The sequence below is a fragment of the Nocardia sp. NBC_01730 genome (genome assembly GCF_035920445.1).
Lineage (GTDB): Bacteria > Actinomycetota > Actinomycetes > Mycobacteriales > Mycobacteriaceae > Nocardia.
Genome location: NZ_CP109162.1, coordinates 3316353 through 3340244 on the forward strand (window position 1 = coordinate 3316353; position 23892 = coordinate 3340244).

At 67.7% G+C, this 23892-nt stretch carries 20 protein-coding genes and 4 tRNA genes; 6 read left to right on the plus strand and 18 right to left on the minus strand.

Going from position 1 to position 23892, the window contains the following annotated elements; genetic code table 11:
• Positions 1-5: 5 nt before the first annotated feature.
• The 15 genes from OHB12_RS12835 to OHB12_RS12905 form a co-directional block, all read right to left on the minus strand.
• A complete protein-coding gene (locus tag OHB12_RS12835; RefSeq protein WP_327119258.1) occupies positions 6-488 on the minus strand; it encodes a hypothetical protein in 483 nt (160 codons plus the stop codon).
• A 175-nt stretch (positions 489-663) separates the two neighbouring features.
• Positions 664-1548: a LysR substrate-binding domain-containing protein gene (locus tag OHB12_RS12840; protein ID WP_327119260.1), complete on the minus strand. Its 885-nt coding sequence runs from the start codon at positions 1546-1548 to the stop codon at positions 664-666.
• A gap of 24 nt (positions 1549-1572) precedes the next feature.
• The gene (gene pdxS, locus OHB12_RS12845) at positions 1573-2493 is read right to left on the minus strand and encodes a pyridoxal 5'-phosphate synthase lyase subunit PdxS (protein WP_327119262.1); all 921 of its coding nucleotides are present in this window, start codon (positions 2491-2493) and stop codon (positions 1573-1575) included.
• Between the two features lie 188 nt (positions 2494-2681).
• Positions 2682-2876 (minus strand): hypothetical protein, encoded by a 195-nt coding sequence (locus tag OHB12_RS12850; protein WP_327119264.1) that lies wholly within the window; start codon positions 2874-2876, stop codon positions 2682-2684.
• Positions 2877-2932: 56 nt separating this feature from the next.
• Positions 2933-3973 carry an NUDIX hydrolase gene (locus OHB12_RS12855; protein WP_327121056.1) on the minus strand — a complete coding sequence of 347 codons (1041 nt, stop codon included), beginning with the start codon at positions 3971-3973 and terminating at the stop codon, positions 2933-2935.
• On the minus strand, positions 3973-5097 hold the full coding sequence (locus OHB12_RS12860; protein WP_327119266.1) for a glycosyltransferase family 4 protein: 1125 nt from the start codon (positions 5095-5097) through the stop codon (positions 3973-3975). The genes OHB12_RS12855 and OHB12_RS12860 overlap by 1 nt, the downstream gene beginning before the upstream one ends.
• Entirely contained in the window at positions 5094-6062 is a 969-nt protein-coding gene (locus OHB12_RS12865; RefSeq protein WP_327119268.1) for a phosphatidylinositol mannoside acyltransferase, read from the minus strand. The genes OHB12_RS12860 and OHB12_RS12865 overlap by 4 nt, the downstream gene beginning before the upstream one ends.
• Positions 6063-6150: 88 nt before the next feature.
• A complete protein-coding gene (gene pgsA, locus OHB12_RS12870) occupies positions 6151-6846 on the minus strand; it encodes a phosphatidylinositol phosphate synthase (RefSeq protein ID WP_327119270.1) in 696 nt (231 codons plus the stop codon).
• Positions 6847-6866: 20 nt separating this feature from the next.
• Positions 6867-7469: an HIT family protein gene (locus tag OHB12_RS12875; RefSeq protein ID WP_327119272.1), complete on the minus strand. Its 603-nt coding sequence runs from the start codon at positions 7467-7469 to the stop codon at positions 6867-6869.
• Positions 7466-9529 carry a threonine--tRNA ligase gene (thrS, locus tag OHB12_RS12880; RefSeq protein ID WP_327119274.1) on the minus strand — a complete coding sequence of 688 codons (2064 nt, stop codon included), beginning with the start codon at positions 9527-9529 and terminating at the stop codon, positions 7466-7468. The genes OHB12_RS12875 and thrS overlap by 4 nt, the downstream gene beginning before the upstream one ends.
• Positions 9530-9853: 324 nt before the next feature.
• Positions 9854-10489, minus strand: coding sequence for a (2Fe-2S)-binding protein (locus OHB12_RS12885; RefSeq protein WP_327119276.1), 636 nt, complete (start codon positions 10487-10489; stop codon positions 9854-9856).
• Entirely contained in the window at positions 10462-10893 is a 432-nt protein-coding gene (locus OHB12_RS12890; protein ID WP_327119278.1) for a TIGR02611 family protein, read from the minus strand. Before OHB12_RS12890 ends, OHB12_RS12885 begins: the two co-directional genes overlap by 28 nt.
• Positions 10894-10992: 99 nt before the next feature.
• A complete protein-coding gene (locus OHB12_RS12895) occupies positions 10993-13242 on the minus strand; it encodes a bifunctional SulP family inorganic anion transporter/carbonic anhydrase (protein ID WP_327119280.1) in 2250 nt (749 codons plus the stop codon).
• Between the two features lie 286 nt (positions 13243-13528).
• Positions 13529-15751 (minus strand): bifunctional SulP family inorganic anion transporter/carbonic anhydrase, encoded by a 2223-nt coding sequence (locus OHB12_RS12900; protein WP_327119282.1) that lies wholly within the window; start codon positions 15749-15751, stop codon positions 13529-13531.
• A gap of 327 nt (positions 15752-16078) precedes the next feature.
• Positions 16079-16150: transfer RNA gene (locus tag OHB12_RS12905), tRNA-Val, on the minus strand.
• 423 nt (positions 16151-16573) lie between these two features.
• Between OHB12_RS12905 and OHB12_RS12910 the strand changes: the two genes are divergently transcribed.
• The 4 genes from OHB12_RS12910 (at position 16574) to OHB12_RS12925 (ending at position 17474) form a co-directional block, all read left to right on the plus strand.
• Positions 16574-16647: transfer RNA gene (locus OHB12_RS12910), tRNA-Gly, on the plus strand.
• A gap of 46 nt (positions 16648-16693) precedes the next feature.
• A tRNA-Cys gene (locus OHB12_RS12915) sits at positions 16694-16764 on the plus strand.
• A gap of 1 nt (position 16765) precedes the next feature.
• A tRNA-Val gene (locus OHB12_RS12920) sits at positions 16766-16840 on the plus strand.
• Positions 16841-17255: 415 nt separating this feature from the next.
• Positions 17256-17474, plus strand: coding sequence for a hypothetical protein (locus OHB12_RS12925; protein WP_327119284.1), 219 nt, complete (start codon positions 17256-17258; stop codon positions 17472-17474).
• Positions 17475-17691: 217 nt separating this feature from the next.
• Here OHB12_RS12925 and OHB12_RS12930 read toward each other — a convergent pair whose 3' ends face one another.
• Complete coding sequence (locus OHB12_RS12930; protein WP_327119286.1) at positions 17692-18915, minus strand: cytochrome P450 family protein; 1224 nt, start codon at positions 18913-18915, stop codon at positions 17692-17694.
• Between the two features lie 257 nt (positions 18916-19172).
• Here OHB12_RS12930 and OHB12_RS12935 point away from each other — a divergent pair, with 257 nt between their 5' ends.
• Positions 19173-20402, plus strand: coding sequence for a sigma factor-like helix-turn-helix DNA-binding protein (locus tag OHB12_RS12935; protein WP_327119288.1), 1230 nt, complete (start codon positions 19173-19175; stop codon positions 20400-20402).
• Here the strand turns inward: OHB12_RS12935 and OHB12_RS12940 are convergent.
• Positions 20368-21312 (minus strand): hypothetical protein, encoded by a 945-nt coding sequence (locus OHB12_RS12940; protein ID WP_327119290.1) that lies wholly within the window; start codon positions 21310-21312, stop codon positions 20368-20370. The genes OHB12_RS12935 and OHB12_RS12940 overlap by 35 nt on opposite strands.
• Positions 21313-21813: 501 nt before the next feature.
• Here OHB12_RS12940 and OHB12_RS12945 point away from each other — a divergent pair.
• The gene (locus OHB12_RS12945) at positions 21814-22887 is read left to right on the plus strand and encodes a hypothetical protein (RefSeq protein ID WP_327119291.1); all 1074 of its coding nucleotides are present in this window, start codon (positions 21814-21816) and stop codon (positions 22885-22887) included.
• On the opposite strand, the gene OHB12_RS12950 is transcribed toward OHB12_RS12945, so the two are convergent.
• Positions 22854-23825 carry a LysR family transcriptional regulator gene (locus OHB12_RS12950; protein WP_442800028.1) on the minus strand — a complete coding sequence of 324 codons (972 nt, stop codon included), beginning with the start codon at positions 23823-23825 and terminating at the stop codon, positions 22854-22856. The two genes, OHB12_RS12945 and OHB12_RS12950, sit on opposite strands and share 34 nt — an antisense overlap.
• Between the last annotated feature and the right edge of the window lie 67 nt (positions 23826-23892).

Sequence of the window (23892 nt, forward strand, 5' to 3'; positions counted from 1 at the left end):
ATCGGTCAGGCGGCGCAGGCCGGGGACTGCTGGTTGAGGTTGCTCAGCGCCTGACAGGCCCAGGCCTTCTGCACCTTCCACTTGCCGCCCTCCAGGACGAAGGGGACATCGACCTGGTTCTCCTGATTGTTGATCGTGAACTTGGCCTGCGCGGTGACGCTGTCACCGAAGGCGGTGACGCCCGTGACCACGGCCGAGGCGTTGGCCTGCTTAAACGCATCAGCCAGGCGGTTCGGCAGGCCGGGGTCGGCCTCGATACCCTGCACGAGGTCGACCTTCTGCTCGTTCGGCACCGCCGGATCGAGGGCGCGCTGCAGCAGAGCATTGAGCTCGTCGGCGGTGGGCGGGGCAGGCGTGTTCGCGGTCGCCGAGGCGCTGGTCATGGTGCGGGCCGGCTTAGGCGAGTCGCTCTTGTCGTCGCTACCACAGGCAGCCAGGCTCAGGGTGGCCGCGGTAGCCAGGCCTGCAACGGCGAGGCGTCCGGTCATGCGAAGCTTCAACTGTTCGTCCTTTGCGTTCGGATCTATCCCGACGGTGAGAGGGCACGACATGGCCGGTAGGGGCCATCGAATTGCGAAGCTACTGAGCACGATTGTGAGAACTCTGAGACAACATTCTAGGTGTTGTGAGGGTTGAATCCGCGTAACGCCGCTCCTTGGGCCCCTATTTCGCCGACGGTTCGCCCGCCAGCGCGGCGACCAGTGCCGCGACCGCGGGATGGCGAACGGCCGCACGCCAGGCGGCCGCGTAGGTCACCACGAGCGGTGCGCCGCGCAGCGGCCGCCAGGCCAAGCCGGGCACGTCGGCCGCCCGCGCAGAGCTGAGCCCGATCATGTCGGGCCGCGACGGCAGCACCGCGAGCATCTGCGCGTGCCCCATCGCGCTGTCGCTGAGCCTAACCTGGGCACCCTGTTCGGCGAGCGTGCGCAGCAGCGAATCATGCAGGCCGGCAGCCGATTCGCGTGCGAACAAGATCAGCTCCTGGCCGGTGAGATCGGCCGGGTCGAGCAGCGCGGTGCCCGCGAGCGGATGTCGCGCCGACATCAGGACGCCGAGTTCCTCGCGCGCGATCGGACGCTGTGCGAAGCGCTCTGGCAGGTCCACCGGTGTGCGGACCAACGCAACATCGATTTCGTCGTCGTCGAGCAGGCGAACCTGATCAGCGGTGGTCCCTCCGGTGAACACCATGCGCGTGCCGGGCAATCGGGCGGCGAGCAGGTTTTCGATGCGTGTCGGCAGCCAGGGCGGAACACCGTTCAGCAGACCGAGCCGGAGCACCGGCGCACCGGCGGCGGACGCGCGCGTGGTCTCCCGGATCGCCTCGTCCATCGCGCGCAGCACGTCCTTGCCGGTACGCAGCAACACCGCACCGGCGGCGGTCAGCTCGACCCGGGGTTCCCGGAGCAGCAGTGGACCACCCAGCTCACGTTCCAGCACCTTGATCTGCTGGCTGAGGGTTGGTGTCGAGATGAACAATCGCTCCGCGGCCCGGCGGAAGTGCAATTCCTCCGCCAGGACCACGAAGTATCGCAACTGCCGCAACTCCACACGGCAGACGCTACCGGCCGGTGCTCACCAGCCGCGCTCGGCCAACCGGTGCGGCTGCGCGATCTCCTCGACGTTGATGCCGACCATGGCCTCGCCGAGACCGCGCGACACCTTGGCCAGCACGTCCGGATCGTCGTAGAAGGTGGTGGCCTTGACGATCGCGGCGGCACGCTGCGCCGGGTTGCCGGACTTGAAGATGCCGGAGCCGACGAACACGCCCTCGGCGCCGAGCTGCATCATCATCGCGGCGTCGGCCGGGGTGGCGATGCCGCCCGCGGTGAACAGCACGACGGGCAGCTTGCCGGTCCCGGCGATCTCGCGGACCAGCTCGTAGGGCGCCTGCAGCTCCTTGGCCGCGACGAACAGTTCGTCCTCCGGCAGCGACGACAGCCTGCGGATCTCCTGGCGGATCTTGCGCATGTGCGTGGTGGCGTTGGACACGTCGCCGGTACCCGCCTCACCCTTGGAGCGAATCATGGCCGCGCCCTCGGTGATTCGACGCAGCGCCTCACCCAGGTTGGTGGCGCCGCAGACGAACGGCGCGGTGAAGTTCCACTTGTCGATGTGGTTGGCGTAGTCCGCCGGGGTGAGCACCTCGGACTCGTCGATGTAGTCGACGCCGAGGCTCTGCAGGATCTGCGCCTCCACGAAGTGGCCGATGCGGGCCTTCGCCATCACCGGGATGGAGACGGCGGAGATGATGCCCTCGATCATGTCCGGGTCGCTCATCCGGGACACGCCACCCTGCGCGCGGATGTCGGCCGGGACGCGCTCCAGCGCCATGACCGCGACCGCGCCCGCGTCCTCGGCGATCTTGGCCTGGTCAGCGGTGACGACATCCATGATCACCCCGCCCTTGAGCATCTCGGCCATGCCGCGCTTCACGCGGGCGGTACCGACGGTCTGGGTGGTCTCGGGCGTGGTCACGGCAAACTCCTGAGTCATGTGCGCCAATCGGGTCGCTCGGATTCGAACGACACGATTCTAGGCGTCCGCAAAAGGCCACTTGATAGCCAGTTGGAGTGCACTGGCCTGGTGTGATCTCGGATATCGCGGCGGCGCACGCCGGGAAGGCGCGGCAGCCGCGCATTCCCTGCGATCCACTGGCCTGCCCGGCCCTGCCGGGTGCCGCGTCAGAGCGGGCCGACCACCAGCAACTGCGCCCAGTACTCCGCGGCAGCGGGCCCCACGAGGGGCAACAGGAAATCGAACAACAGATACGACATGAAACCAACTACCTCCACACCGAGCGAGATCGGCCCCACCTTCATCGGGACCACGACACCGAATTCGAGCGCGTCCCTGACAGCACTACCCTCCGGGCCCATGATTCACCGCGACGCTATCACGATCGTGAAACACATCACACGCCCGCACGACCCGGTCAGCGGATGGAGCGGACCTCGGGATCGGCGGATCCGGACGCGGCCTCGGCGGCCTCGGCGAGCAGTTCGTCCAGGTGATACGGGTAGACGGTTTCGCAGGAACGGTCCAGCTCGACGATGTCCTGGACGGTGCACCATTTGTGACCGGTGATGGAGCGACGTTCGATCACGGTCTGGTTCGCCGCATGCGGTTCGAAACCGCGCACGCGCAGGGCGAAGAACAGCTCTTCGGAGCGGATCAGATCGCCATTGAACGGGAACACCGCGACCCGACGCCAGATCGGGCCGCGCAAACCGTCCGGGTCCGCCCGGTGCCCGGTCTCCTCGTAGAGCTCGCGCACGGCGGCGGCGCGCAGGCTCTCCCCCGGCTCTACTCCGCCGCCGACGGTGAACCAGAACGATGCCTCCGGCGTCTTGGGGTCGTTGCCGCGCATCAGCAGGGTCCGGTCGTCCTCGTCGAACAGCACGATGCGCGCGGTGGTGCGGATGGTGTCTACGGCGAGGCCGGTGGACGCGGCGGGCGTGGCCCGCTCGGTGATCTCGAAGTAGGACGGCAGCGGCGCGGTGCCGCCGAGATGCAGGATGCGCACCGGGCGCCGGGTACGCAGCGCGAGCGTGTCACGCACCGCGTCGTTGTGGAAGCGGCGCGCGATGAGCACGCGCGCTTCGGCGTCGGCCAGCTCGGCGACCAGTTGGGGGCGCAGACTGCTGATGTCGACCGCCGACAACGCCGAGGACAGCTGGTTCTCGACGGTCTCCCGATCGCCGGGCCCGGCCCGCTCGGCCCGGCCCGCCAGCGCGGACAGGTGTCTGGCCCGCTCGGACAGCGTCGGATCGGAGGGGCCCGCGATCGCCAAGGCGACCGACCTGGCCACCACCGCCCTCCGCGCCAAAGCCGCGTCGAGCGCCTGCCAGGACTGGTCGGAGCGCACGTGCAGCCGGTCGAGCCGGTTGGCGGTCGCGTACGCCCAGAGACCGATCGCAATAACCACCGCGGCGATGAGCGCGAGGACGAGAACCGTCGTCGCGGAGAAGGTGATCATCCGGCGGCCCGCACCCGGGTGTCGCCGATGGTCACCGTCTCGTACACCCGCAGGATCTGCTCGGCCACCACTGGCCAGTCGTACTCGCCCACCACCTGCGTCGCGGTGTGCACCAGCGCCTCCCTGCGCACCTCGTCGGTGAGCACGGTGTGCAGCGCGGCGGCCAGGGCGTCCGAATCGCCCACCGGGACGAGCATGCCAGCCGCCCCGTCGCGCAGCACCCGGCGGAAGGCGTCCAGTTCGCTGGCGACCACGGCGGTTCCGGCGGCCATCGCCTCGATCAGGATGATGCCGAAGCTTTCCCCACCGAGATTGGGCGCGACGTAGACGTCGGCACTGCGCATTGCCGAGGCTTTCTCCTCGTCGGACACCTGGCCGAGGAAGCGCAGGTGCCCGGCGAGCGGCCCCGCCTCACGGCGCAGCCGGTCCTCGTCGCCGCGCCCCACGATGAGGATCTCCACCTCCGGATGCCTGCGCGCCAGGTCGGGCAGCGCGCCGAGCAATACCTCCATGCCCTTGCGCGGCTCGTCGTAGCGGCCGAGGAACAGCACCGTCCCGCCCGCGCGCGGATAGCCGGGCAGCATCGGCGCCCTGGCGAACGCGGGGACGTCGACGCCGTTGGGGATCTCTACCGCGTCCGACCCCAACGCCTCAACCTGCCAGCGCCGCGCCAGCTCGGAGACGGCGATGCGGCCGGAGATCTTCTCGTGGTAGGGGCGCAGCACGCCCTGAAAGGTACTCAGCACCAATGATTTCGTCGTCGAGGTGTGGAAGGTCGCGACGATCGGACCCTCGGCGATCTTCAGCGCGAGCATGGACAGGCTCGGCGCGTTGGGCTCGTGGATGTGCAGTACGTCGAAGTCGTTTCCGTCGATCCAACGGCGAATCCTGGTGTAGGCCATAGGACCGAAGGACAATCGGGCCACCGAGCCGTTGTACGGAATCGCGACCGCGCGTCCCGCCGACACCACGAACTCCGGCAGCGGCGTGTCGTCGGCCGCGGGCGCGAGCACGCTCACCTTGTGCCCGCGTTCGATGAACACTCGCGCCAGCTCGACCACATGCGCCTGCACGCCGCCAGGGACGTCGAACGAATAGGGGCAGACCATGCCGACCTTCATGGCGACTCGTCTCCCTGTTCGACCCGGATGCTCGCCTGCGCGGCGGCGATTCCGGCGCGCCGCTCCAGGGACAGGTCGCTTTCCCACAGCGGCTGCAGCATGTGCCAATCGGCAGGGTGTCGGGCGATGTTCGCGGCGAACCGGTCCGCCAATGCCTGGGTAGCCGCCGCCACGCCACCGGAAACATCCAGCGGTGCTTCAACTTTCAGGCCCCAGTTCTCGCGCCCTTCGGCATCGACCTCGAACCACGCGTGCACCGGCAGCAACGCGGCGCCGGTCTCGACGGCCAGTTTCGCCGCGCCCCCCGGCATCCAGGTGCGCTCGCCGAAGAACTGGACGGGGACTCCCCTACCGGTGAGGTCGCGCTCCCCCATCAGGCACACGATCTTGTTCTCCCGCAGCCGCGCCGCCAGCTGCCGGAACGGCGGTTGCTCGCCGCCGGTCAGTGGGAACACTTCGAAGCCGAGGCTCTCCCGGTACGCGACGAACCGCTCGAACAGCGATTCCGGCTTCAGCCGTTCAGCGACAGTGGTCGGATTGCCGTAGTGCTGCACCAGCCAGACACCGGCAATGTCCCAATTGCCGGAGTGTGGGAGCACCAGGACCACGCCGCGGCCCTCGTCCAGCGCGGCATCGAGGAACGGCAGCCCGTCGACCCGGTAGTCGATCGCCTTGTGGTCCATGGCGGGTAGCCGGAACGCCTCACGCCAGTACCGGGCATACGACCGCATGCTCGCGCGGATCAGCTCGTCCGGCACGTCGGCGGGCAGCACCCCGAGCACACGGGCCAGGTTGCGTCGCAATTGATTCGGCGGACCGCCCGCGTGGAATTCCCGGTTGGCACGCCGGGCGAACCGGTCGCCACCCACGTCGAACAGCCGCCGGGCCGTCTGCTCCGGCAGCGCACGCACCAGCCGCCAGCCCGCCACGTATCCGGCGGCACCGAGCTGCTCCCCGATGCTCATGCGATCTCCACCACTTCTCGTCCATAGCCCGCGGCCGCGGATGTCCCGGTGCCTTCGTCGACGTATCGGCGCTCGGCACAGGGTGTTGTCACGACGGGAGCCCCGTGGTGTCGGAGGCTCCCGCGCTCGGATTCCGTGGCTGCCCGGAGGGCATCACGTCGCGCGCCCCCGGCGAATTGCGCACGGCGAGCACCCGCTGGAAGACGGTGACGATACTGAGCACCGCGAGAATCCACATCGCCAGGTGGACGGCATAGGTGAGCCAGTCGATGTCCCAGTATCCGCCGATGCCGGTCAATCCCGCGCCGACCAGCACGATGATCAGCCGGTCCGGTCGTTCGATGATGCCGCCGTCCGCGGACAACCCGCTGGCCTCGGCGCGGGCTTTGGCGTAGGAGATCACCTGCGAGGTCACCAGGACGACGAGTGTCGCGAAGAACAGCGGCCTGTGCTGCTCATGGAAGACCGCCCACCAGGCCAGGCCGGCGAAGATGGCGCCGTCGGCCACCCGGTCACAGGTGGCGTCGAGCACCGCACCGTATTTCGTGCCTCCGCCGCGCGCCCTGGCCATCGCGCCGTCGAGCATGTCGAACATGACGAACAGCCAGATCACGATGGTTCCCCAGAACAGGTGACCGGTCGGGAACAAGGTGACCGCGGCGGCGATCGAGGCGGTCGTGCCGATCAGCGTCACCGCATCGGGAGTGAGTCCCGTGCTGACCAGAGCCCTGCCCAGCGGCGCCGTCGCCTTGGCGAACGTTTCGCGGCCGAAGAAGCTCAGCACAGTTGATCCGCCCCGCTCATCTACGCCTCCTTCCAGGCCGCCGAGAGCAGCGCCCTGGTCTCACGCAAGAGTTGCGGCATCACCTTCACCCCGCCGACGACGGTGATGAAATTCGCGTCACCACCCCAGCGGGGCACGATGTGCTGGTGCAGGTGATCGGCCAGCGAACCGCCCGCCACGCCACCGAGATTCAGCCCGACGTTGAAGCCGTGCGGCCGGGACACCTTCTTCATCACCCGGATGGCCTGCTGAGTGAACGCCATCAGCTCGGCGCTCTCGGCCTCGGTGAGGTCCTCCAGGTTGGCCACCTTGCGATAGGGCACCACCATCATGTGCCCCGGGTTGTACGGGTACAGGTTGAGCACCGCGTACACCAGCTCGCCGCGGGCGATGACCAATCCGTCTTCGTCGGACATCTTCGGGATGTCGGTGAACGGGTGGCCCGTCGAATCCTTGGGACCCGGCGTGGCCGCCTCCGCGATGTAGGACATCCGATACGGCGTCCACAAACGCAGCAGCCGATCCGGTTCCCCGGCGCCCGTGTCCACGAGACTCTTCTGCTCGTCCGACGCCGCGGTCTCGCCCAGATCCGCGAGCCCGTCCGGCACCGTGCGCTCGGTCATGCCCGGCCCTTGTCCGCTGATCGAATCTCGAAACCCTCGGCCGTCGGCGACGCGTTCTCCCGGTGGGCGATCCACGCGACGATGGTGGCCACCGCGTCGTCCACCGGCACACCGTTGACCTGGGTGCCGTCGCGGAACCGGAAACTCACGGCACTCGCGTTCACGTCGCGCTCACCGGCGAGCAGCATGAACGGAACCTTCTGCGCGGTGTTGTTGAAGATCTTCTTCTGCATCCGGTCGTCGCTGCGATCGACCTGCGCGCGGATACCCTCGTCCTGCAACCGCTCGACAACCCGATCCAGGTGCGGCGCAAAGGCTTCCGCGACGGGGATGCCGACCACCTGCACCGGAGAGAGCCAGGCCGGGAACGCGCCCGCGTAGTGCTCGGTGAGCACACCGAAGAACCGCTCGATCGAACCGAACAGCGCGCGGTGGATCATCACCGGCCGCTGCTTGGTGCCATCGGAGGCCGTGTACTCCAGCCCGAACCGTTCCGGCAGGTTGAAGTCCAGCTGGATCGTCGACATCTGCCAGGTGCGGCCCAGCGCGTCCTTGGCCTGCACCGAGATCTTGGGGCCGTAGAACGCGGCGCCGCCCGGATCGGGCACAAGCTGCAGGCCGGAGGCCGACGCCACCTTGGACAGGGTCTCGGTGGCCTCTTCCCAGATGTCGTCGGAGCCGACGGACTTCTTCGGGTCCTTGGTGGACAGCTCGAGGTAGAAGTCGTCGAGGCCGTAGTCTTTCAGCAGGTCCAGCACGAACCGCAGCGTGTCGGTCAGCTCGCCGTGCATCTGCTCTTTGGTGCAGTAGATGTGCGCGTCGTCCTGAGTCATACCGCGCACCCTGGTCAGGCCGTGCACCACGCCGGACTTCTCGTAGCGGTAGACCGATCCGAACTCGAACAGCCGTAACGGCAGCTCCCGATACGACCGGCCGCGGGCGCGGAAGATCAGGTTGTGCATCGGGCAGTTCATCGGCTTGACGTAATAGTCCTGGCCGGGTTTGCGGACAGTACCGTCCTCGTTGAGCTCCGCGTCCAGGTGCATCGCGGGAAACATACCGTCGCGGTACCAGTCCAGGTGACCGGAGACCTCGAACAGGTGCCCCTTCGTGATGTGCGGGGTGTTGACGAACTCGTAGCCCGCCGCCACGTGCCTGCGGCGCGAGTACTCCTCGAGCTCTTTGCGGATGATACCGCCCTTGGGGTGGAACACCGGAAGGCCTGAGCCGAGCTCGTCGGGGAAGCTGAACAGGTCCAGTTCCAGGCCGAGCTTGCGGTGGTCGCGGCGCTCGGCCTCGGCCAGCAGATGCATGTGCTCGTCGAGCGCCTCCTGGGACTCCCACGCGGTGCCGTAGATGCGCTGTAGGTCTTCGCGGCTCTGGTCACCGCGCCAATACGCGGCCGAGCTGCGGGTCAACTTGAACGCCGGGATGAACTTGGTGGTCGGGATGTGCGGTCCGCGGCACAGGTCGCCCCAGACCTTCTCACCGGTTCGCGGGTCCAGGTTGTCGTAGATGGTCAGCTCTTTACCGCCGACCTCCATGACTTCGGGGTCGTCGATACCCGACTTGTCACTGATCAGCTCCAGCTTGAACGGCTCCTTCGCCAGTTCCACCCTGGCGTCCTCGACCTCGACCACCCGGCGCGAGAACCGCTGCGCGCCTTTGACGATCTTCTTCATCCGGGATTCCAGCTTGGCCAGATCCTCCGGGGTGAACGGCCGCTGGACCTGGAAGTCGTAGTAGAAGCCATCCTTGATGTAGGGGCCGATGCCAAGCCTGGCATCGGGGAATTCCTGCTGCACGGCCTGGGCCAGGACGTGCGCGGCGGAGTGCCGGATGACGTTGCGGCCGTCGTCGCTGTTCGCCGCGACCGGCTGCACGTCGACGTCGGCGTCGGGAGCCCAGGACAGGTCCTTCAGCTCACCGTCCACGCGTACGACGACGACGGTGTCCGGACCTTTGGTAGGCAGTCCCGCCGCACGCACCGCGGCGCCCGCCGTCGTCCCGGCCGGCACCCGGACGAGGGCGACTGGGCTGATGGGGGCTGAGGTGGTCACGGCTGCGCTCTCCTTGGCGTTCTCGTGTGCGGGCTGGTTCCCGCTGGATGGCCGATCGCGTGTTGGCTCCGGCGCGACCATGCTACTGTCCCGCCGCTCCGGGTCTTCAGGCCGCACTGGTCGGGTGACGCGGGATTTGCGTTCAGATCCTAGGTTTGGCGCTCCCCCGCCTCTCGGGGTCTTCAGGCCTACACGCAGGGCCCGCATTCAGGTCCTGCATTGGGTGCCACTCCACTTCTAGGCGACCCGGCGAGTTACCCATTTCCTCACGAGATCAGTTGTCACTTCGGTTGTCGCTTCAGCCAGAACATTCACGGTGTTTCCTCAGCTCTCGGCGGCGAGGTCCGCGAGCAATGCGTTTCGCTCGGCGGCGGGTCGTTTCGGGCAGGAGGTGCACATCGCGCAGCCTGGCACCTCGAACACCAGGCAGCAGGAGATGCGCCGCACGAAGGTGCGTCCGCCGATCGCGACGAATCGCGGCACCGGCAGTTTGCCGCCGATCTCGGCAGCCAGCCGCGCGCCCACGTCGGGCAACCCAGCGTCCAGCGAGCGGTTGCCGATCGCGTCGGCGGCAATCGCCCACAGCGACGGCACGCCCGCGCCGGACACCTCGGCGACCGGCGCGATCACGGCGGCCAGCGTCTCACCCAACGCCGCGGCTCGGCCGACCGCCTCGTCGGCCGAGCGGCTGTGCACCCGTTCGACGCCGCCGTCGGGACGCACCTCGCAGTCCAGCCGGTCCAGCGCGGCATCCGGCGCCTGCTCGCCGTGCGCGTACGCCCGCGCGGTCCCTTCCACCAGCGCGGAGGCGACCATGCACCACCACAGCGTGCCCGCGATCCTTGGCGATGTGGTCCCCCAGGCGCGGCCCATCTCCGCGATCCGCGCGGCCAGCCACTCGGGCTCGGTGAGCCTCCGCCCCGGGACGTTGTTCACCGCTGTAGGGGGCTGCGCAACCATTCCCATTCGACTCCGATCCAGCTACCCACGATCCCGAACGTTCCCAATGCCCACAATGTCGCCACGACCAACGCGGCGGTAGCGAACGCAGCGAATACTCGCATGACCGGACCCCGAGCGGAATACCACGCCATACCCTGGTGGTACTTGCCCCGCAGCCAGCCGAGTATCCGCCGCGCCCAGGCGAATTCGGTGGCTAGGATGCCGAGCCCGGCGAACACGATCGCCCAGCCGGGACCGGGATAGGGAATTGCCAGGATGCCCACCGCGAGCACGGCGACTCCGGCCACCGCGACCCCGATCCGGTAGGCGAGGTTCAGCGTAGGTCGGCGCGCGAGCCCGGTTCGGAAGGCGCGCCAACCGGTCTGCTTCTCCGTCGAGCTGGTCTCCACATCAGCGGTCACGTCCCCAGGGTACGAGAATCGACCACACGGAACTCCGCTTCCATATGCCCGGATAGGGCGAACCCGTGCAACTCGGTCGGGTCCGCCCGTTCCCGTCGATCACACGAGCTCCGGAGCATCGCGGCGACCAGCATCATCAATGTGTGCCAGCCCGTCCACGGTCACCTCGATGACCCGCGCGGTGGCGATGTCGAAGAACAGCCCCGACACCCGGACGCCGCGCTCGGCGACCGCCTTGCGCACCGCGGGGTGCCGGTGCAGCATCTCCAACTGCACCGCAACGTTCACCATCCCGAGCTGGTCCACCTCGCCGAACCCGGCTGCCTGCGCCGCGACCGCCACCGGATGGCCGAGGCGGAACCGCTCCAGGCTCGGCCGCGCGTGCGCGAGCCATGCGTCGACGCCAGGGACCTCGGTCCCGGTATGCAGCGCCGCCATCGCTCCACACGAGGAGTGCCCGCACACCACCACCGAGCGGACGTTGAGCTGCTCCAGTGCGAAGACCAGCGCGGCCTCGACCGACGCGTCACCCTCGACGGGCACAAGGTTGCCCACGTTGCGCACGGTGAACAAGTCACCTGGACCGCTGTTGGTGATGACATTCGGCACAACCCGCGAGTCCGAGCAGGTCAGGAAGAACGAATCCGGGTCCTGCTTGTCGCGTAGCACGTCCAGGTGTGGTCGCACCACGTGTGCGTGGCGGCGGTGATAGGCCGCTACGCCCGCCGCAACCGGGTTCACGTGCGTCTCATCGCGGCGCCACGGGCCGAGGATGTCGTCCCAGACCGAACGAGCGAAGCTGCGCGCGGGCGGCCCCTCGGTAGCGTTGGCCATCCTGGCGCCGCCGATCTCCACGAAATCGACGCTGCCGCCGTTGTTCGCCTGCTGGCGCGCCCACTCCTCGATGGCCTCGAAGACCGCGTGGTCGAGGAAGTCGACGGTCATCTCGACCGTCACGTCGGCGTCCGCGGGCACCTTCGCGAGCTCGGTCGACAGCTTCGGCAGCGCGAGGAAAGTGGCCGAGCCGTCGATGGAGACCAGCCAGCGCTGCGAGGCGGGGATCTGCGCGGCGGTGATGGATACCTTGACTACCCGCCACAACAACAGGCCGAACGCCACCCCCAGACCGATCAGGACGCCCTCGAGCAGGTTCAGGAACACCACGCTGAGCACCGTCAAGGCATACACCAGCAGGTCACCGGTCCGCCGGGCCAGCCTGACATGCGCCAGCTTCACCAACTGAGTGCCGATCACAATGAGCAGACCGGCCAGCGCCGCCTTCGGGATCTGCTCCACCACGGAGGCCAGCAACACCGAGAACACCAGAACCCAGATGCCGTGCAACACCGCCGACGCCCGGCTCCGCGCGCCGGCCTGGACGTTGGTGGCGCTGCGCACGATCACTCCGGTGACCGGCAGACCGCCGAGCAGGCCGGACAGCACGTTCGCGGACCCCTGACCGATCAGCTCACGGTCGAAGTTGGCGCGCTTGCCCGAGTGCATCTTGTCCACCGCCACCGCGGACAGCAAGCTCTCCACGCTGGCGATCAGCGCCACGGTGATGATGGTGACCACCACGGCCGACCAGTTGCCGCTAGGCAGCTGCGGCAGACCGATCGCGTCGAACAGTGAACCGTTCAATACGATTCGCTCGGCGCCGGTCTGCCACACTAGCGACAGCACAGTGCCGGCCAACACCGCGACCAGCGGCCCTGGAACCGTTCTTACCTTGGCGGGCATGTACTTCCAGCCGACCATGATCGCGATCACCACCACGCCGATCAACGTGCCACCGCCGTGTAGCGACATCAGCTGTCCGGGCAGCTCGGTGATGTTCTTCCACGCGGAGCTGTGCGACGAACCGCCGAGCAGCACGTGAACCTGTTGCAGCGCAATGGTTATGCCGATGCCGGCCAGCATCGCGTGCACCACCACCGGCGCCACCGCCAGCGCGGCCCTGGCGACCCGACTCAGCCCCAACAGGATTTGCAGCACGCCGGCCGCGCAGACGATGAAACCGGTTGTCTTCCAACCGAACTGGCTGATCGTCTCGGCTACGACGACGGTGAGGCCCGCAGCGGGGCCGCTTACTTGCATGACCGAGCCGCCGAGCAGTCCAGCGACGATACCGCCGATCACGGCGGCGATCAGGCCTGCGGCAACCGGAGCGCCGGAGGCGACGGCGATGCCGAGCGACAACGGCAACGCGACCAAGAAGACCACGATCGACGAGGGCACATCATGCCGAAGAATCGAGGTGAGGCGGCCGGAAAAGGGTTCGGAACTGCGGCCCGAGCCCGTCTCTGTGGGCGGTGACAGTGGCGGGGCTAAATCGTGATCGATAGCCATGACTCTCCTTCGCCGACTCGGCAGGTTCGCCGAAGTCGGTTGACGATCAACATGTCCAGCAGGGCACAAGACCGCGAACCGGCATCTCGCGGTGAAGCAGTTCCCGACACAGCGATGGGTCGAGATGTAAACCGTAACAAGTGTATTGGTAAAGACTTAGCAAAGCCTGAGAAGTTGGCGGATTGTGTGTAATTCGCCACTCTTCGCTTAGCTGTTATCGCTGTGGCCTGCCGCACAGTCGCGCCGAGCCGTTAGCCGGACCGGCGCATTCCCCTCCCGCCCGCCGTCAGGCCGGCTCCGCCGCGATCTCTCCATCGTCGAACTCCGCGATGCCATCTACTGTGACTTCGATCACTCTTGCGGTGGCGATGTCGAAGAACAGCCCCGACACCGCGACGCCCCGCTCCTCGATGCCTCTGCGCACGATCGGATGCGCGTGCAGCGTCTCGAGCTGTACCGCCACGTTCACCATGCCCAGCTGGTCCACCTCACCGAACCCCGCAAGGGCCGCCGCGTCGGCCACCGGATGCCCGAGCCGGTAGCGCTCCAGACTCGGCCGCGCATGCGCCAGCCAGTCACCGAGCCCTGGCCCCGCCTGCACCTCGCGGTGCAGTGCGTCCATCGCCCCGCATGCGGAGTGGCCGCAGACCACCACCGCGCGCACGTCCAGCTTCTCCAGCGCGTAGATCAGCGCGGCCTCGACCGAGACGTCCCCGCCCGGGGTCGGGACCAGGTTGCCCACATTGCGGACGGTGAACAGGTCACCCGGTCCACTGTTGGTGATGACGTTAGGAACGATGCGCGCATCCGCGCAGGTGAGGAAGAACGAGTCGGCGTCGGGCCGATGCCGCAGCCCGTCCAGGTGCGGGCGCAGGAGGTGAGCGTGGCCGCGGTGGTAGGCGGCAATGCCCGCCACGATCGGATCCTCCCGGTTGCCGGTGCGCCGCCACGGTCCGATCACCTGGTCGATGACCTTCCTGGAGTGCCCGCGCTCGGGCGGACCGGCCAGGGCCGTGGCCATCCGCGCGCTGCCGATCTCGGCGAATTCGACCGTGCCGCCATCGGATTCGCGTCGGGAAGCCCAATCGGTGATCAGTTCGTAGGAGGCGTGGTCGAGAAAGTCGACGGTCATCTCCACGGTCACGTCGGCGCCGGCGGGCACCTTGGCCAGTTCCGCGGTCAGCTTCGGCAGCGCGAGAAAGGTGCAGGTGCCGTCGATGGTGACCACCCAGCGCCGCGAGCCGGGGATCTGCTCCGCGGTGATTGTCGCGCGGACCACCCGCCACAACAGCAGCGCAAACGCAAGCGCGAGCCCGATCACCATGCCCTGCAACAGGTTCAGGAACACGACACTCGAGACCGTCGTCGCGTAGACATATAGGTCGCCGGTGCGCCTGGCCAGCCGGATGTGCGCCAGCTTGATCAGCTGCATGCCGATCAGGATGAGCAGCCCGGCCAGCGCCGCGGTGGGGATCTGCCGCACCAGCCCGGCCAGTGCCACCGCGAACAGCAGGATCCAGACCCCGTGCAGCACCGTCGCCGCCCTGCTGCGCGCGCCCGCGTGCGCGTTGGTGATGCTGCGCACGATGACCGCCGCGATCGGCAGGCCGCCGAGCAGGCCGGAGACGACGTTGGCCGATCCCTGCCCGATCAGTTCTCGATCGAAGTCGGTGCGGGTGCCAGGCCGCGCCTTGTCCACCGCGATGGCCGACAGCAGGCTCTCCACGCTGGCGATAAGAGCGATCGTGACCATGGTCAGCACAATGACCATCCAGCTACCGGAGGGCACCGCGGGCAGGCCGAGGGAGTCCAGCAACGAGCCGTCCAGCACGATGCGCTCGACGTGGGTGGGCACGACCAGTGACAACACGGTCGCGGCCACTACCGCCACCAGCGGTCCCGGGATCGCCCTGATCCGACTCGGGACGAACCGCCATGCGATCAGGATGACGATGACGACGAGGCCGATGCACAGGTCACTCTTGTGCACGGACCTCAGCTGATTCGGCAGGGCGACGAGACTGGCGAACGACGAGCTGAGCGAACTCCCGCCGAGCAGCACGTGCACCTGTTGCAACGCGATGATCACGCCGATACCCGCGAGCATGCCGTGCACCACGACCGGGGCGATGGCCAGTGCGGCGCGCGCAACGCGGCTGAGCCCGAACAGGATCTGCAGAACTCCGGCACCGATCGTGATGAAACAGGTTGCTGCCCAACCGAAGTGGTGCACGCTCTCGGCGACGACCACGGTGAGGCTCGCGGTCGGCCCGCTCACCTGGACCGCGGAGCCGCCGAGTAGTCCGGCGACGACGCCGCCGACGACGGCCGCGATCAGCCCCGCGGCGACGGGGGCGCCGGAAGCCACCGCGACGCCGAGCGAAAGCGGAAGGGCGACAAGGAAAACCACGATCGAGGCAGGCAGGTCGTTGCGACCGATACTGGCTAGACGTGCGGAAAGGCCCACGCGCGGCGACGTCAGCGGTACGGAATCGGTGTCGGTGGACATATTTCTCCTTCGCCGGATCGAGTCGATCCGGTTCATCGGTCAAACATGTTCTGGCATCGAATGCGAGCGGCGAGCCGCTCGACCGCTCGTGGAGCGGCGACCCGTGACGCGAAGGCCCGACTGATAGTAAAGACTTCGCAAAGCGCATGGAAAGGTTTTTGCTGCCCACGAGAGCAACCGCTATCAAATTGTGACTCAAGTCACAGTGTTGCAAAATGGCTTGCGGCGACGTTGAATGCTCGACCAAATGGCCGGACTGGCGATGTCGATCGACCGAGAGATGAAAGAAGACCGGGCGGACACCGCACCGGTCTTGTTTCGACTGAGTGGTCCCAGCTGGGATCGAACCAGCGACCTTCCGCGTGTGAGGCGGACGCTCTCCCGCTGAGCTATGAGACCTGAGCTTCGTACCGGGCGGGATACCCTCCGGACGAGACGAAACATTAGCACGCGCCACGGGCAGTCCACCAAATCGCCACCCGGACAGGGACGGTCCAACACGTCGACGAAAGGCTGTCGCCCCATCCCGCTGGCCTGCCCGCACGATCCGAATCGGCTGAGGGCGATCTCGACCAGCCTTCGTTCACCGACACCTGCCCCATGCGGCCACGGCGGACATCCTCGATGCCATCCCAGCCCCTGGATCGATGGCGCCATCCGACGAACCCCGATCCTCACCAACCACACACGCCACTGCGGCCACACTAGGCGACCTCCCCGATTTCCCCCTTTCTACCAGCGGATTTGTACCTTTCAGGAAGCGTCCGCTAATGTTCTGTCTCGCACCACGGAGGCCAGAACAAGCCTCCGAGAGGTCGAAATGCGGATGTGGCGCAGCTGGCTAGCGCATCACCTTGCCAAGGTGAGGGTCGCGGGTTCGAATCCCGTCATCCGCTCGAGAGGTAGGGCCAGGCAACATTGGTACGCCGTCCCCCTTTACACGGTGGAGTGGCCGAGTGGTGAGGCAACGGCCTGCAAAGCCGTGCACACGGGTTCGATTCCCGTCTCCACCTCGCGCGATTAGCTCAGCGGGAGAGCGCTTCCCTGACACGGAAGAGGTCACTGGTTCAATCCCAGTATCGCGCACCACCGTAGCACCAGGTCAGACCCGGTTTTCGCCGGGTCTGATTTTGTTTGTGCCCAACATTTGCCCAACGGACCCGCTCTACCCGACATGCCATCTGCTGGCCTCCAGGGTCATCGCGGTACGGGGCGGGCGTTGGTCTCGAGGGTCTACACGCACTGATAGCCCACACCGTCGTCCAGAAGCTGTCCACGAAGCGCGTTGTGAAACTGACGTCAGGCGTTCCAGTGCCTTACTGCTCCACCGCGGGCACATCGCTTGATGCGCGAGCGGGCAGGCCGCGTAGCAGCGTGTCGAGGAAGAGATCGAATCGGGGTGCGTCGACGCCGAGGTCACGGGTCGACTGCTGAATTCCCAGCCATTGGATTCGTTGCCGCAGCAGTATCGGGAATCTGGTTCGTCTCGACAGAACTGCGTTCCGTGGCCCCGCCGATCGATCTGCGGCTGGTCAGCAGTCAGGCGCTGGCCGCAACCAATACCGCTACCCTCGTGATCAGCGTGGGCATGTTCGCCGCGGTGACGTTGATCCCGCAGTTCACCCAGACCCCACGACAGGTCGGTTACGGGTTCGGCGCGACCGCAGGCGAGACCGGGCTGTTCATGGTGTCGGTGGCGGCGTGCCCGTCCGAACACCGATGAACGACCTACTTCCGGCTCGGCATGCGCCTGGGTGAGCCCGAGATGCCGACGCTGCTGGTCGCCCCGTCACCGGCCCGGGTTCTACTTCCGGGTCATTGCCGAAGGGCGTAGCGCAGAGAAGCTCTGCCCGAAGCGGACCACGCCGGGTCGGAGGCCGATAGTCGGCCGGGACGAAGGAGCGTGGTCCGAGGGGCTCGGCCGTCGCGTCGGAATGTGGTTACAGCTTCACGCCGCCGAGTTCGACCGGCACAGACAGCGGGCCGATCGTGAAGAAGGACGGCGAGTAGGGAATGTCGTTCGGGTCGATCGCGAGGCTGAGTTCCGGCAGCCGCCGGTACAGCGAGGCGAGCGCGAGCCGGCCCTCCAGGCGGGCCAACCCGGCGCCGATGCAGTACCGCGGCCCATGGCCGAAGCCGAGATGTCCGGCCTGCTGCTTTCGGGTGATGTCGAACTGGTTCGCGGTCTCGCCGTACTCTGTCGGGTCGATGCCACACACCTGGTAAGCCACGCCGACCGCGTTGCCCTTGGGAATGGCCACCCCCGCGACGGTCACGTCCGTCAGCGTGAACCGCCAACTGGTCATCATGACCGAATGACGGTATCGCACAGTCTCTTCGACCACGTCGGCCCAGCGGTCCTCGGCCTTGGCCAGCTCGAGCTGATCGGGGTGCTGAGACAACGCCAAGATGGCATATCCGAGCAGGTGGACCGTGGTCTCGTGGCCGGCGACCAGCATGATCCACAGGACGGCGACCAGTTCTTCGGTGGTGAGCTTGTCGTCCTCGTCGCGGGCCTGCACCAGGCCTGTGGTGAGGTCGTCGCCGGGCTCCCGATGCTTGCGCTCCGCCAGTTCATGCAGGTACGCCATGAGGGCGTTCTGGGTCGCGAACGCCTCCTCGGGAGGAGTGGTGTGCGCCAGGAGAGTGGCGGTCCAATGCCGCAGCCGAGCCCGTTCCGGCTCCGGCACCCCGAACAGTTCGCAGATCACCGCCATCGGCAGCGCTTCGGTGAAGGTGGGTACCAGGTCGACCCCATCGCCGGCGGCCACCACCTGATCCAGCAATTCGTCGATGATCGCTTGGATCCGGGGCTCCAACGCTTGCACGCGGCCTGGAGTGAACGCCTTGCTGATCAAGCCACGAAGACGGCGATGGTCGTCGCCATCCTTGGTGGACAGGTGGTCGCCCTGCACGATGGCACGCAGTGGCCAGTCCTCCGGAATCGCTCCGTTGTGCAGGGCAGGCCAGTGCTTCGGGTCTCTGGCGAACGTCTTGTTGTCGCCGGCGAGAATCTCGCGGACAGCGTTGTGGGTCACTGCCAGGTAGGCGGGCACGCCGCCGGGGAACTCCACCTCGACCACGGGCGCGATCTCCCGGAGCCGGATACAAGTGTCGAGTAGATCCTCGTTCGCGGCTGGGAATGCGGGCAGGCTAGTTGTCATGGAATTTCCCTTCAGCGCGTCAGCCCCCCAGCCGTCGTGGAGGTCGTGCACGAGTATCACGCCGAGCGGGCCCGGCAGGCCGTTCTACTGACGGATCCTGCCTACAACCTGAAGTCGAGTGTCACAAAACCAAAGTCGAGGGGACTGTCCGCGCCAGTGCGATACGGCGCGCAGGTGCGCGGACTCCAGGATCGGATGTCGGTGGGCGGGGATACGCTGTGCCGCACAGAGCCGGAACCGAGTCAGGGGGTTGTCGCGTGACGGTCAGCGCGGGGGTTACACGCGGGAAGACGGCTGCCGAGGACACCGATCCCGAGCTGCTCGATCTGCAGGACGACATCTCATTCGGGCTCGAAGAGGTCAACGAGGTGCTCGCCGAGCTGATCGCGATGCAGGCCGAACGCAAAGCCAAGGACGGAGAACTGCTGGCCGCTCGGCTCGGGGTCCGCGGCGAGAAGCCCGAAACTCTGGCCCGGATAGGCGCGCGCTACGACCTGTCCCGCGACCGGGTACGGCAGCTGCACACCAAGGCGGTCGGCCAGATGATCCGGATGGCGCCGTTGACCGGGCACCGGGCCCCCGCTGTGCTCTGCGCGCGGTACCCGCTGGACGCCATGGATCGGCAGTTGGTACGGGCGCTGCTGGTGGAGACGTACACGACCGACACCGACATCGCCGCCACCGAGCTGTCGTACCTGAAGCTGCGGCTGGCCGGGCACGCGGCGGAGGACGCGAAGCGGATCGCCGGGTTCGTGGCCCAGCGGATCGCGGCATGGCAGAAGAAGACGAACCGGCGCCTCGCCAAGCTGCGCGACGCCGAGCCGCGCGCGACCAGTCAGCTCAATCCCTGGCTGGCACAGGTCGATTGGCCAGGAACGGACGCCGCCGCGGTGCCCACGTCCTGCGCGCGCACGGTGGACGGCGACGACGACGGACGCGGGCGCTTCTACCTGGACAAGGTCGGACGCGACGTGCCGTTCGACTCCGGCCTGGAGGCCCGGCTGCTGTGGATCCTCAACGCGAGCGATCTGGTCGAGACGTTTCAGGAGCAGCCCGCCGCGGTCGGCTACGACCTCGACGGTGCGGAGCGCGTCCTCTACCCGACCATCGTCGCCCGCCTCACCGACGGCCGGGTGGTGCTCATCGATGTCGAGCCGCTCGGCCATGTCGCTTTCCACGTCAACCTGGTGAAAGCGGCGGCCGGTCGCGCCTACGCGCACGCCAATGGGTGGGGGTGGCTGGTCTGGACGGGAAGCAGGATCGGCATCCCCGACCTGCTCGCGCGCCCGGTCGCCACGGCAACCGAGAGCATGCTGCGCGATCTGGTCGCGCGTGGTCCGCTGCACTGGACCGCACTGCGCGAGGTGCGCGGGGCGACCGGGCTGGAACTGCTGGACTTCCTCACGGTGGTGCTGCGCAACGACTGGCGGTGGGACCGCGCGCCGTTCCGGCTCAGCGCACCACCATCGCCCCGGCCACGAACGTGATGATCAGCAGCATCGCGCAGCAGGTGACCAACTGCCAGTGACCGATGGTCTGCTGGAGGTTGACGATGGTGCTGCGCAGGGCATTGTCCACCCGGTGATGGTCGGCGATCTTGCGGCGAGCCGCGGCGAGGGCCTCAGCCCGCTCCTGCGCGGCTTGCTCCGCGCGTTCCAGCCGCGTGGTGAGCTTCGCCAAGTGCTTCTGCCTGTCCCGCAACGTTTTCCGGGTCACCGCCAGTGCGGTTCGCTGGTTGACCAGCTCCTGGCGCTGCCGGGCAATGACGGTGGCCTGTGTTCTCGTGTGGTGCTCCCAATCGGTCACGGTGGCCCAGCCTCCTGTCCTCTCATCCCGATAGCCCCAGACGATGTCGCCGCGCACCCATCCCTCGATGAAGTCACGCAGCTCGAACGGCTCACGCCGCGGCGCCGCCATCGCGTGTTCGGTGTCCAATACGCCCGTGATCGCGCGGTAGTCGCAGCCGGCGGGCTCGAAGTCCGCGATGCCCAGCGCGTGCAGGTACGGCACCCAGTAGCCGGGAGGACACAGCCACAGCACGTCCGCGCAACCGGCGGCGCGCAGTCGCGCGGTGTGCTCTTGTGCGAGCGCGCGTTCCAACGGCCCGCCGCGCACCTCGATCGCGTACTCCCTATCACCTGTGCGCCAGTAGACGTCCACCGGTAACGTCCCGATCCGCCGGTCCACCTCGGCTTCGTCGGCGCCATAGGCGAGCAGCCTGCCGCACAGCCAGTACTTCAGCCGCTGCATATCCCACTGCGCGGCGGTACATTCCGGGCACTTGCACGCGTAGCCGACCGACGACCCGCGAACTCGGCCCGGTCCGTCCCCGATACCCAATTCGGCGAGCATCGCTCTGCGCCCACAGGCGATGTCCGCCCGCTGCTTCGTTCTCACGCGACCACTCCCCGCACAAACCACCGCAGGCCTGGCGACCCACGCCATCAAGAGTGCGTCAGACTTCGCTAACTCGCCAGCCCCCTTGACCCCGCGCTCGGGTGCGCCACGCACGATGGCTTTCGGTGGAGTGGGCGATGTACGCTGCGGCACAAGGAGTTTCATAATGCCATGCGATCCCGCAAAACGCGCTGGTATCGGCGGATTCACAGTGCCGCCATCCGCTGCTGATCGCCCGCTTCGGCCGGATCTGCACACCCCCATCGTGGGCGAGGCGATCCTGCAGGACAATGGCAGACCGGCCGGGCGGCACTGCTCCGGACAAACGGGATCGCGGTGCCGTCCGCCTGCATGGACCGAAGTCCGTGCGAATACGCTGCTTTGATCAGGTCAACGGATCGGTGCACCGCCGATTCTTCGCGAACCGCGGATGACCGATGGGGCGGATAGAATCGTCCGGCCGAGTGGCGAGCTGGGCCTATACGGGGAAGTGGGTATTGGATGGAGCACGGTCAGCAGACCGGTGAGTCGATCGGCGCGATGTTATCGAGTATCGCGGCGACCCTCCGAGAGGTCAGCGACAAGCTGGACGCGGTGGCGGCGCGGATGGACGGTGCGCCCGCCGTGGCGGACGAGCAGACCATCGAAAGCCGGTTGGCCAAGCTGGAGGCGTGGGCTTTCCATGCCGGCCAGGACATTTCCGGCATCGATACCAGGGTGGAGCGCCTGGAGTCCGGCGAGGGCACGCCCTTCGGAGATCGCGAGAGCGTGGACGAGCGCCCGGCGCCCGTACCTCGGGCAGCCGCCGGTCGACGCGGCGCAGGACAGCGGGAGCGCCACGCCGCACCAGCCCAGGCTTCCGGGTCGGGCGAATCGCGCGAAAGCTCGCGCGGGCACCGAAACGGCGTGCCTCGACAGAACACACCGCGCGAGTCGGTTCACCTGGCGGAGGAGCTGAACTCCGCGCCGCCGTCGGGCTTCACCCCGCCCCGCGAACCCGTGGTGACCGCGCTGGAACCGAACGCCACTTCCGGGCAGAGCTTCACCGCCCCCGCCCCCAACTTCACCGCACACACCCCGCGCGAACCCGCGCCCAACTTCACCGCGCCGATATCTCGCGAACCCGCGCTCGACTTGCCGACGGCTCGGGAACCGATCACCGCGCAGCAGGAGTCGCTCACCGCACCGCGTGAACCCGTCGCGACGCCGCAGCCCTCCCCGTCCCGAGAGAATCCCGCGTACGAGAGCATCATCGCCTCCGTCGACGACGCCTCCCCGGACGGGAACCACGGCCGTTCCGAGAACGGGACCACTCCTGACGTGCACGCCACCGGGCTCACGGGCGCGCACCGCGCCACCGACGAAGACCGTATGCCGGTCGAGAACTCCCATGTGGACAAGCTGCAGGCCATGCTCGACGAACTCAAGCGGACCGCCGCCACTCCGCTCAGCCGTTCCGATATCTTCGGACCGCCTGCGGGCGACCCGGACTCGACCGGCTACCAGTCCGACCGCACCGACCCGCCGCGCAGGTCCAATGACTACCGGCTCTCCAGCCCACCGCCGGTATCCTGATCGGTTCTACCGCGCCGCTGTTTCTGCGGCCGGACCGCGGCGGCCGACCGCAGCAGGATCTCTTGAACGAGATCGCGCAGCCAGCGATGACCGCCGTCGGCACTGTTACGCGGATGCCACGCCATCCCGATCGCGACCTCAGGCAGCGGTAGCGGGATCTCGAACGCGCGCAGCCCGAGCGCGGGTAGCGCGGAGGCGCTGAGCAGGGCGGGCGCCGGACAGACCAGGTCGCTGCCGCGCACGGCGAACAGCGCACTGGTCAGGTTCGGCACGGTGGCCACCACACGCCGAGTGCGGCCGTGCAGGGCAAGACGGTCGTCGATCGGTCCGTGCGCTCGGCCGTTGCGCGAGATGCTCAGATGCCGTGCCGCGGCGTAGGCGGCGACGGTGACGCGATCGGTAACCAGCAGATGGTCGGCCGCGGCCACACCGATCACCCGGTCGGCGAGCACCCTGCGCACCGTGGTCTCCGGGTCGGCGTGATCGATCACGCCGACCTCGAGGTCGACGCGTCCGTCGCGCAGAGCCGAGGTGCCCTCGAGGCTGTCGGGCAGGAACCGCAGCGTCACGCCGGGCGCCTGCGCCCGCGCCGCGGACAGCAGGGGCGCGGCCAGTTCGGTGAGCACCATGTCGCCCGCCTGGAGAGCGAAGGTCCGCCTCAGCGCCGACGGATCGGGGTCGCCACGCGGTGCCAGCAGCGAACGTCCCTGCTCGACCAGGGTGCTGACCTCGTAGCGCAACTCCAGCGCGCGGGGGGTCGGCACCAGCGATCTGCCCGCGCGCACGAGCAGCGGATCGCCAAGCGCACCGCGCAGCCGGGTCAGGGTCCGGCTCATCGCGGGCGGCGAGGTATGCAGGCGCTGCGCGGCCAGGGTGACGCTGTTGGTGTCCAGGAGCGCGTCGAGGGCTACGAGCAGGTTCATATCCAGCGCTTCCACCCATGGATTATCACCAATGCAATGATTGGTTACCGACATTGCAGTCGTGACAATCCAGGGCGAGTCG

Excerpts from the sequence above, each read along its gene's own strand:
- OHB12_RS12835 (WP_327119258.1), bottom strand. The coding sequence starts at position 488 with ATGACCGGACGCCTCGCCGTTGCAGGCCTGGCTACCGCGGCCACCCTG.
- pdxS (WP_327119262.1), bottom strand. The coding sequence starts at position 2,493 with ATGACTCAGGAGTTTGCCGTGACCACGCCCGAGACCACCCAGACCGTC.
- OHB12_RS12850 (WP_327119264.1), bottom strand. The coding sequence starts at position 2,876 with ATGGGCCCGGAGGGTAGTGCTGTCAGGGACGCGCTCGAATTCGGTGTC.
- OHB12_RS12860 (WP_327119266.1), bottom strand. The coding sequence starts at position 5,097 with ATGAAGGTCGGCATGGTCTGCCCCTATTCGTTCGACGTCCCTGGCGGC.
- OHB12_RS12865 (WP_327119268.1), bottom strand. The coding sequence starts at position 6,062 with ATGAGCATCGGGGAGCAGCTCGGTGCCGCCGGATACGTGGCGGGCTGG.
- OHB12_RS12875 (WP_327119272.1), bottom strand. The coding sequence starts at position 7,469 with ATGACCGAGCGCACGGTGCCGGACGGGCTCGCGGATCTGGGCGAGACC.
- OHB12_RS12885 (WP_327119276.1), bottom strand. The coding sequence starts at position 10,489 with ATGGTTGCGCAGCCCCCTACAGCGGTGAACAACGTCCCGGGGCGGAGG.
- OHB12_RS12895 (WP_327119280.1), bottom strand. The coding sequence starts at position 13,242 with ATGGCTATCGATCACGATTTAGCCCCGCCACTGTCACCGCCCACAGAG.
- OHB12_RS12900 (WP_327119282.1), bottom strand. The coding sequence starts at position 15,751 with ATGTCCACCGACACCGATTCCGTACCGCTGACGTCGCCGCGCGTGGGC.
- OHB12_RS12930 (WP_327119286.1), bottom strand. The coding sequence starts at position 18,915 with ATGACAACTAGCCTGCCCGCATTCCCAGCCGCGAACGAGGATCTACTC.
- OHB12_RS12945 (WP_327119291.1), top strand. The coding sequence starts at position 21,814 with ATGGAGCACGGTCAGCAGACCGGTGAGTCGATCGGCGCGATGTTATCG.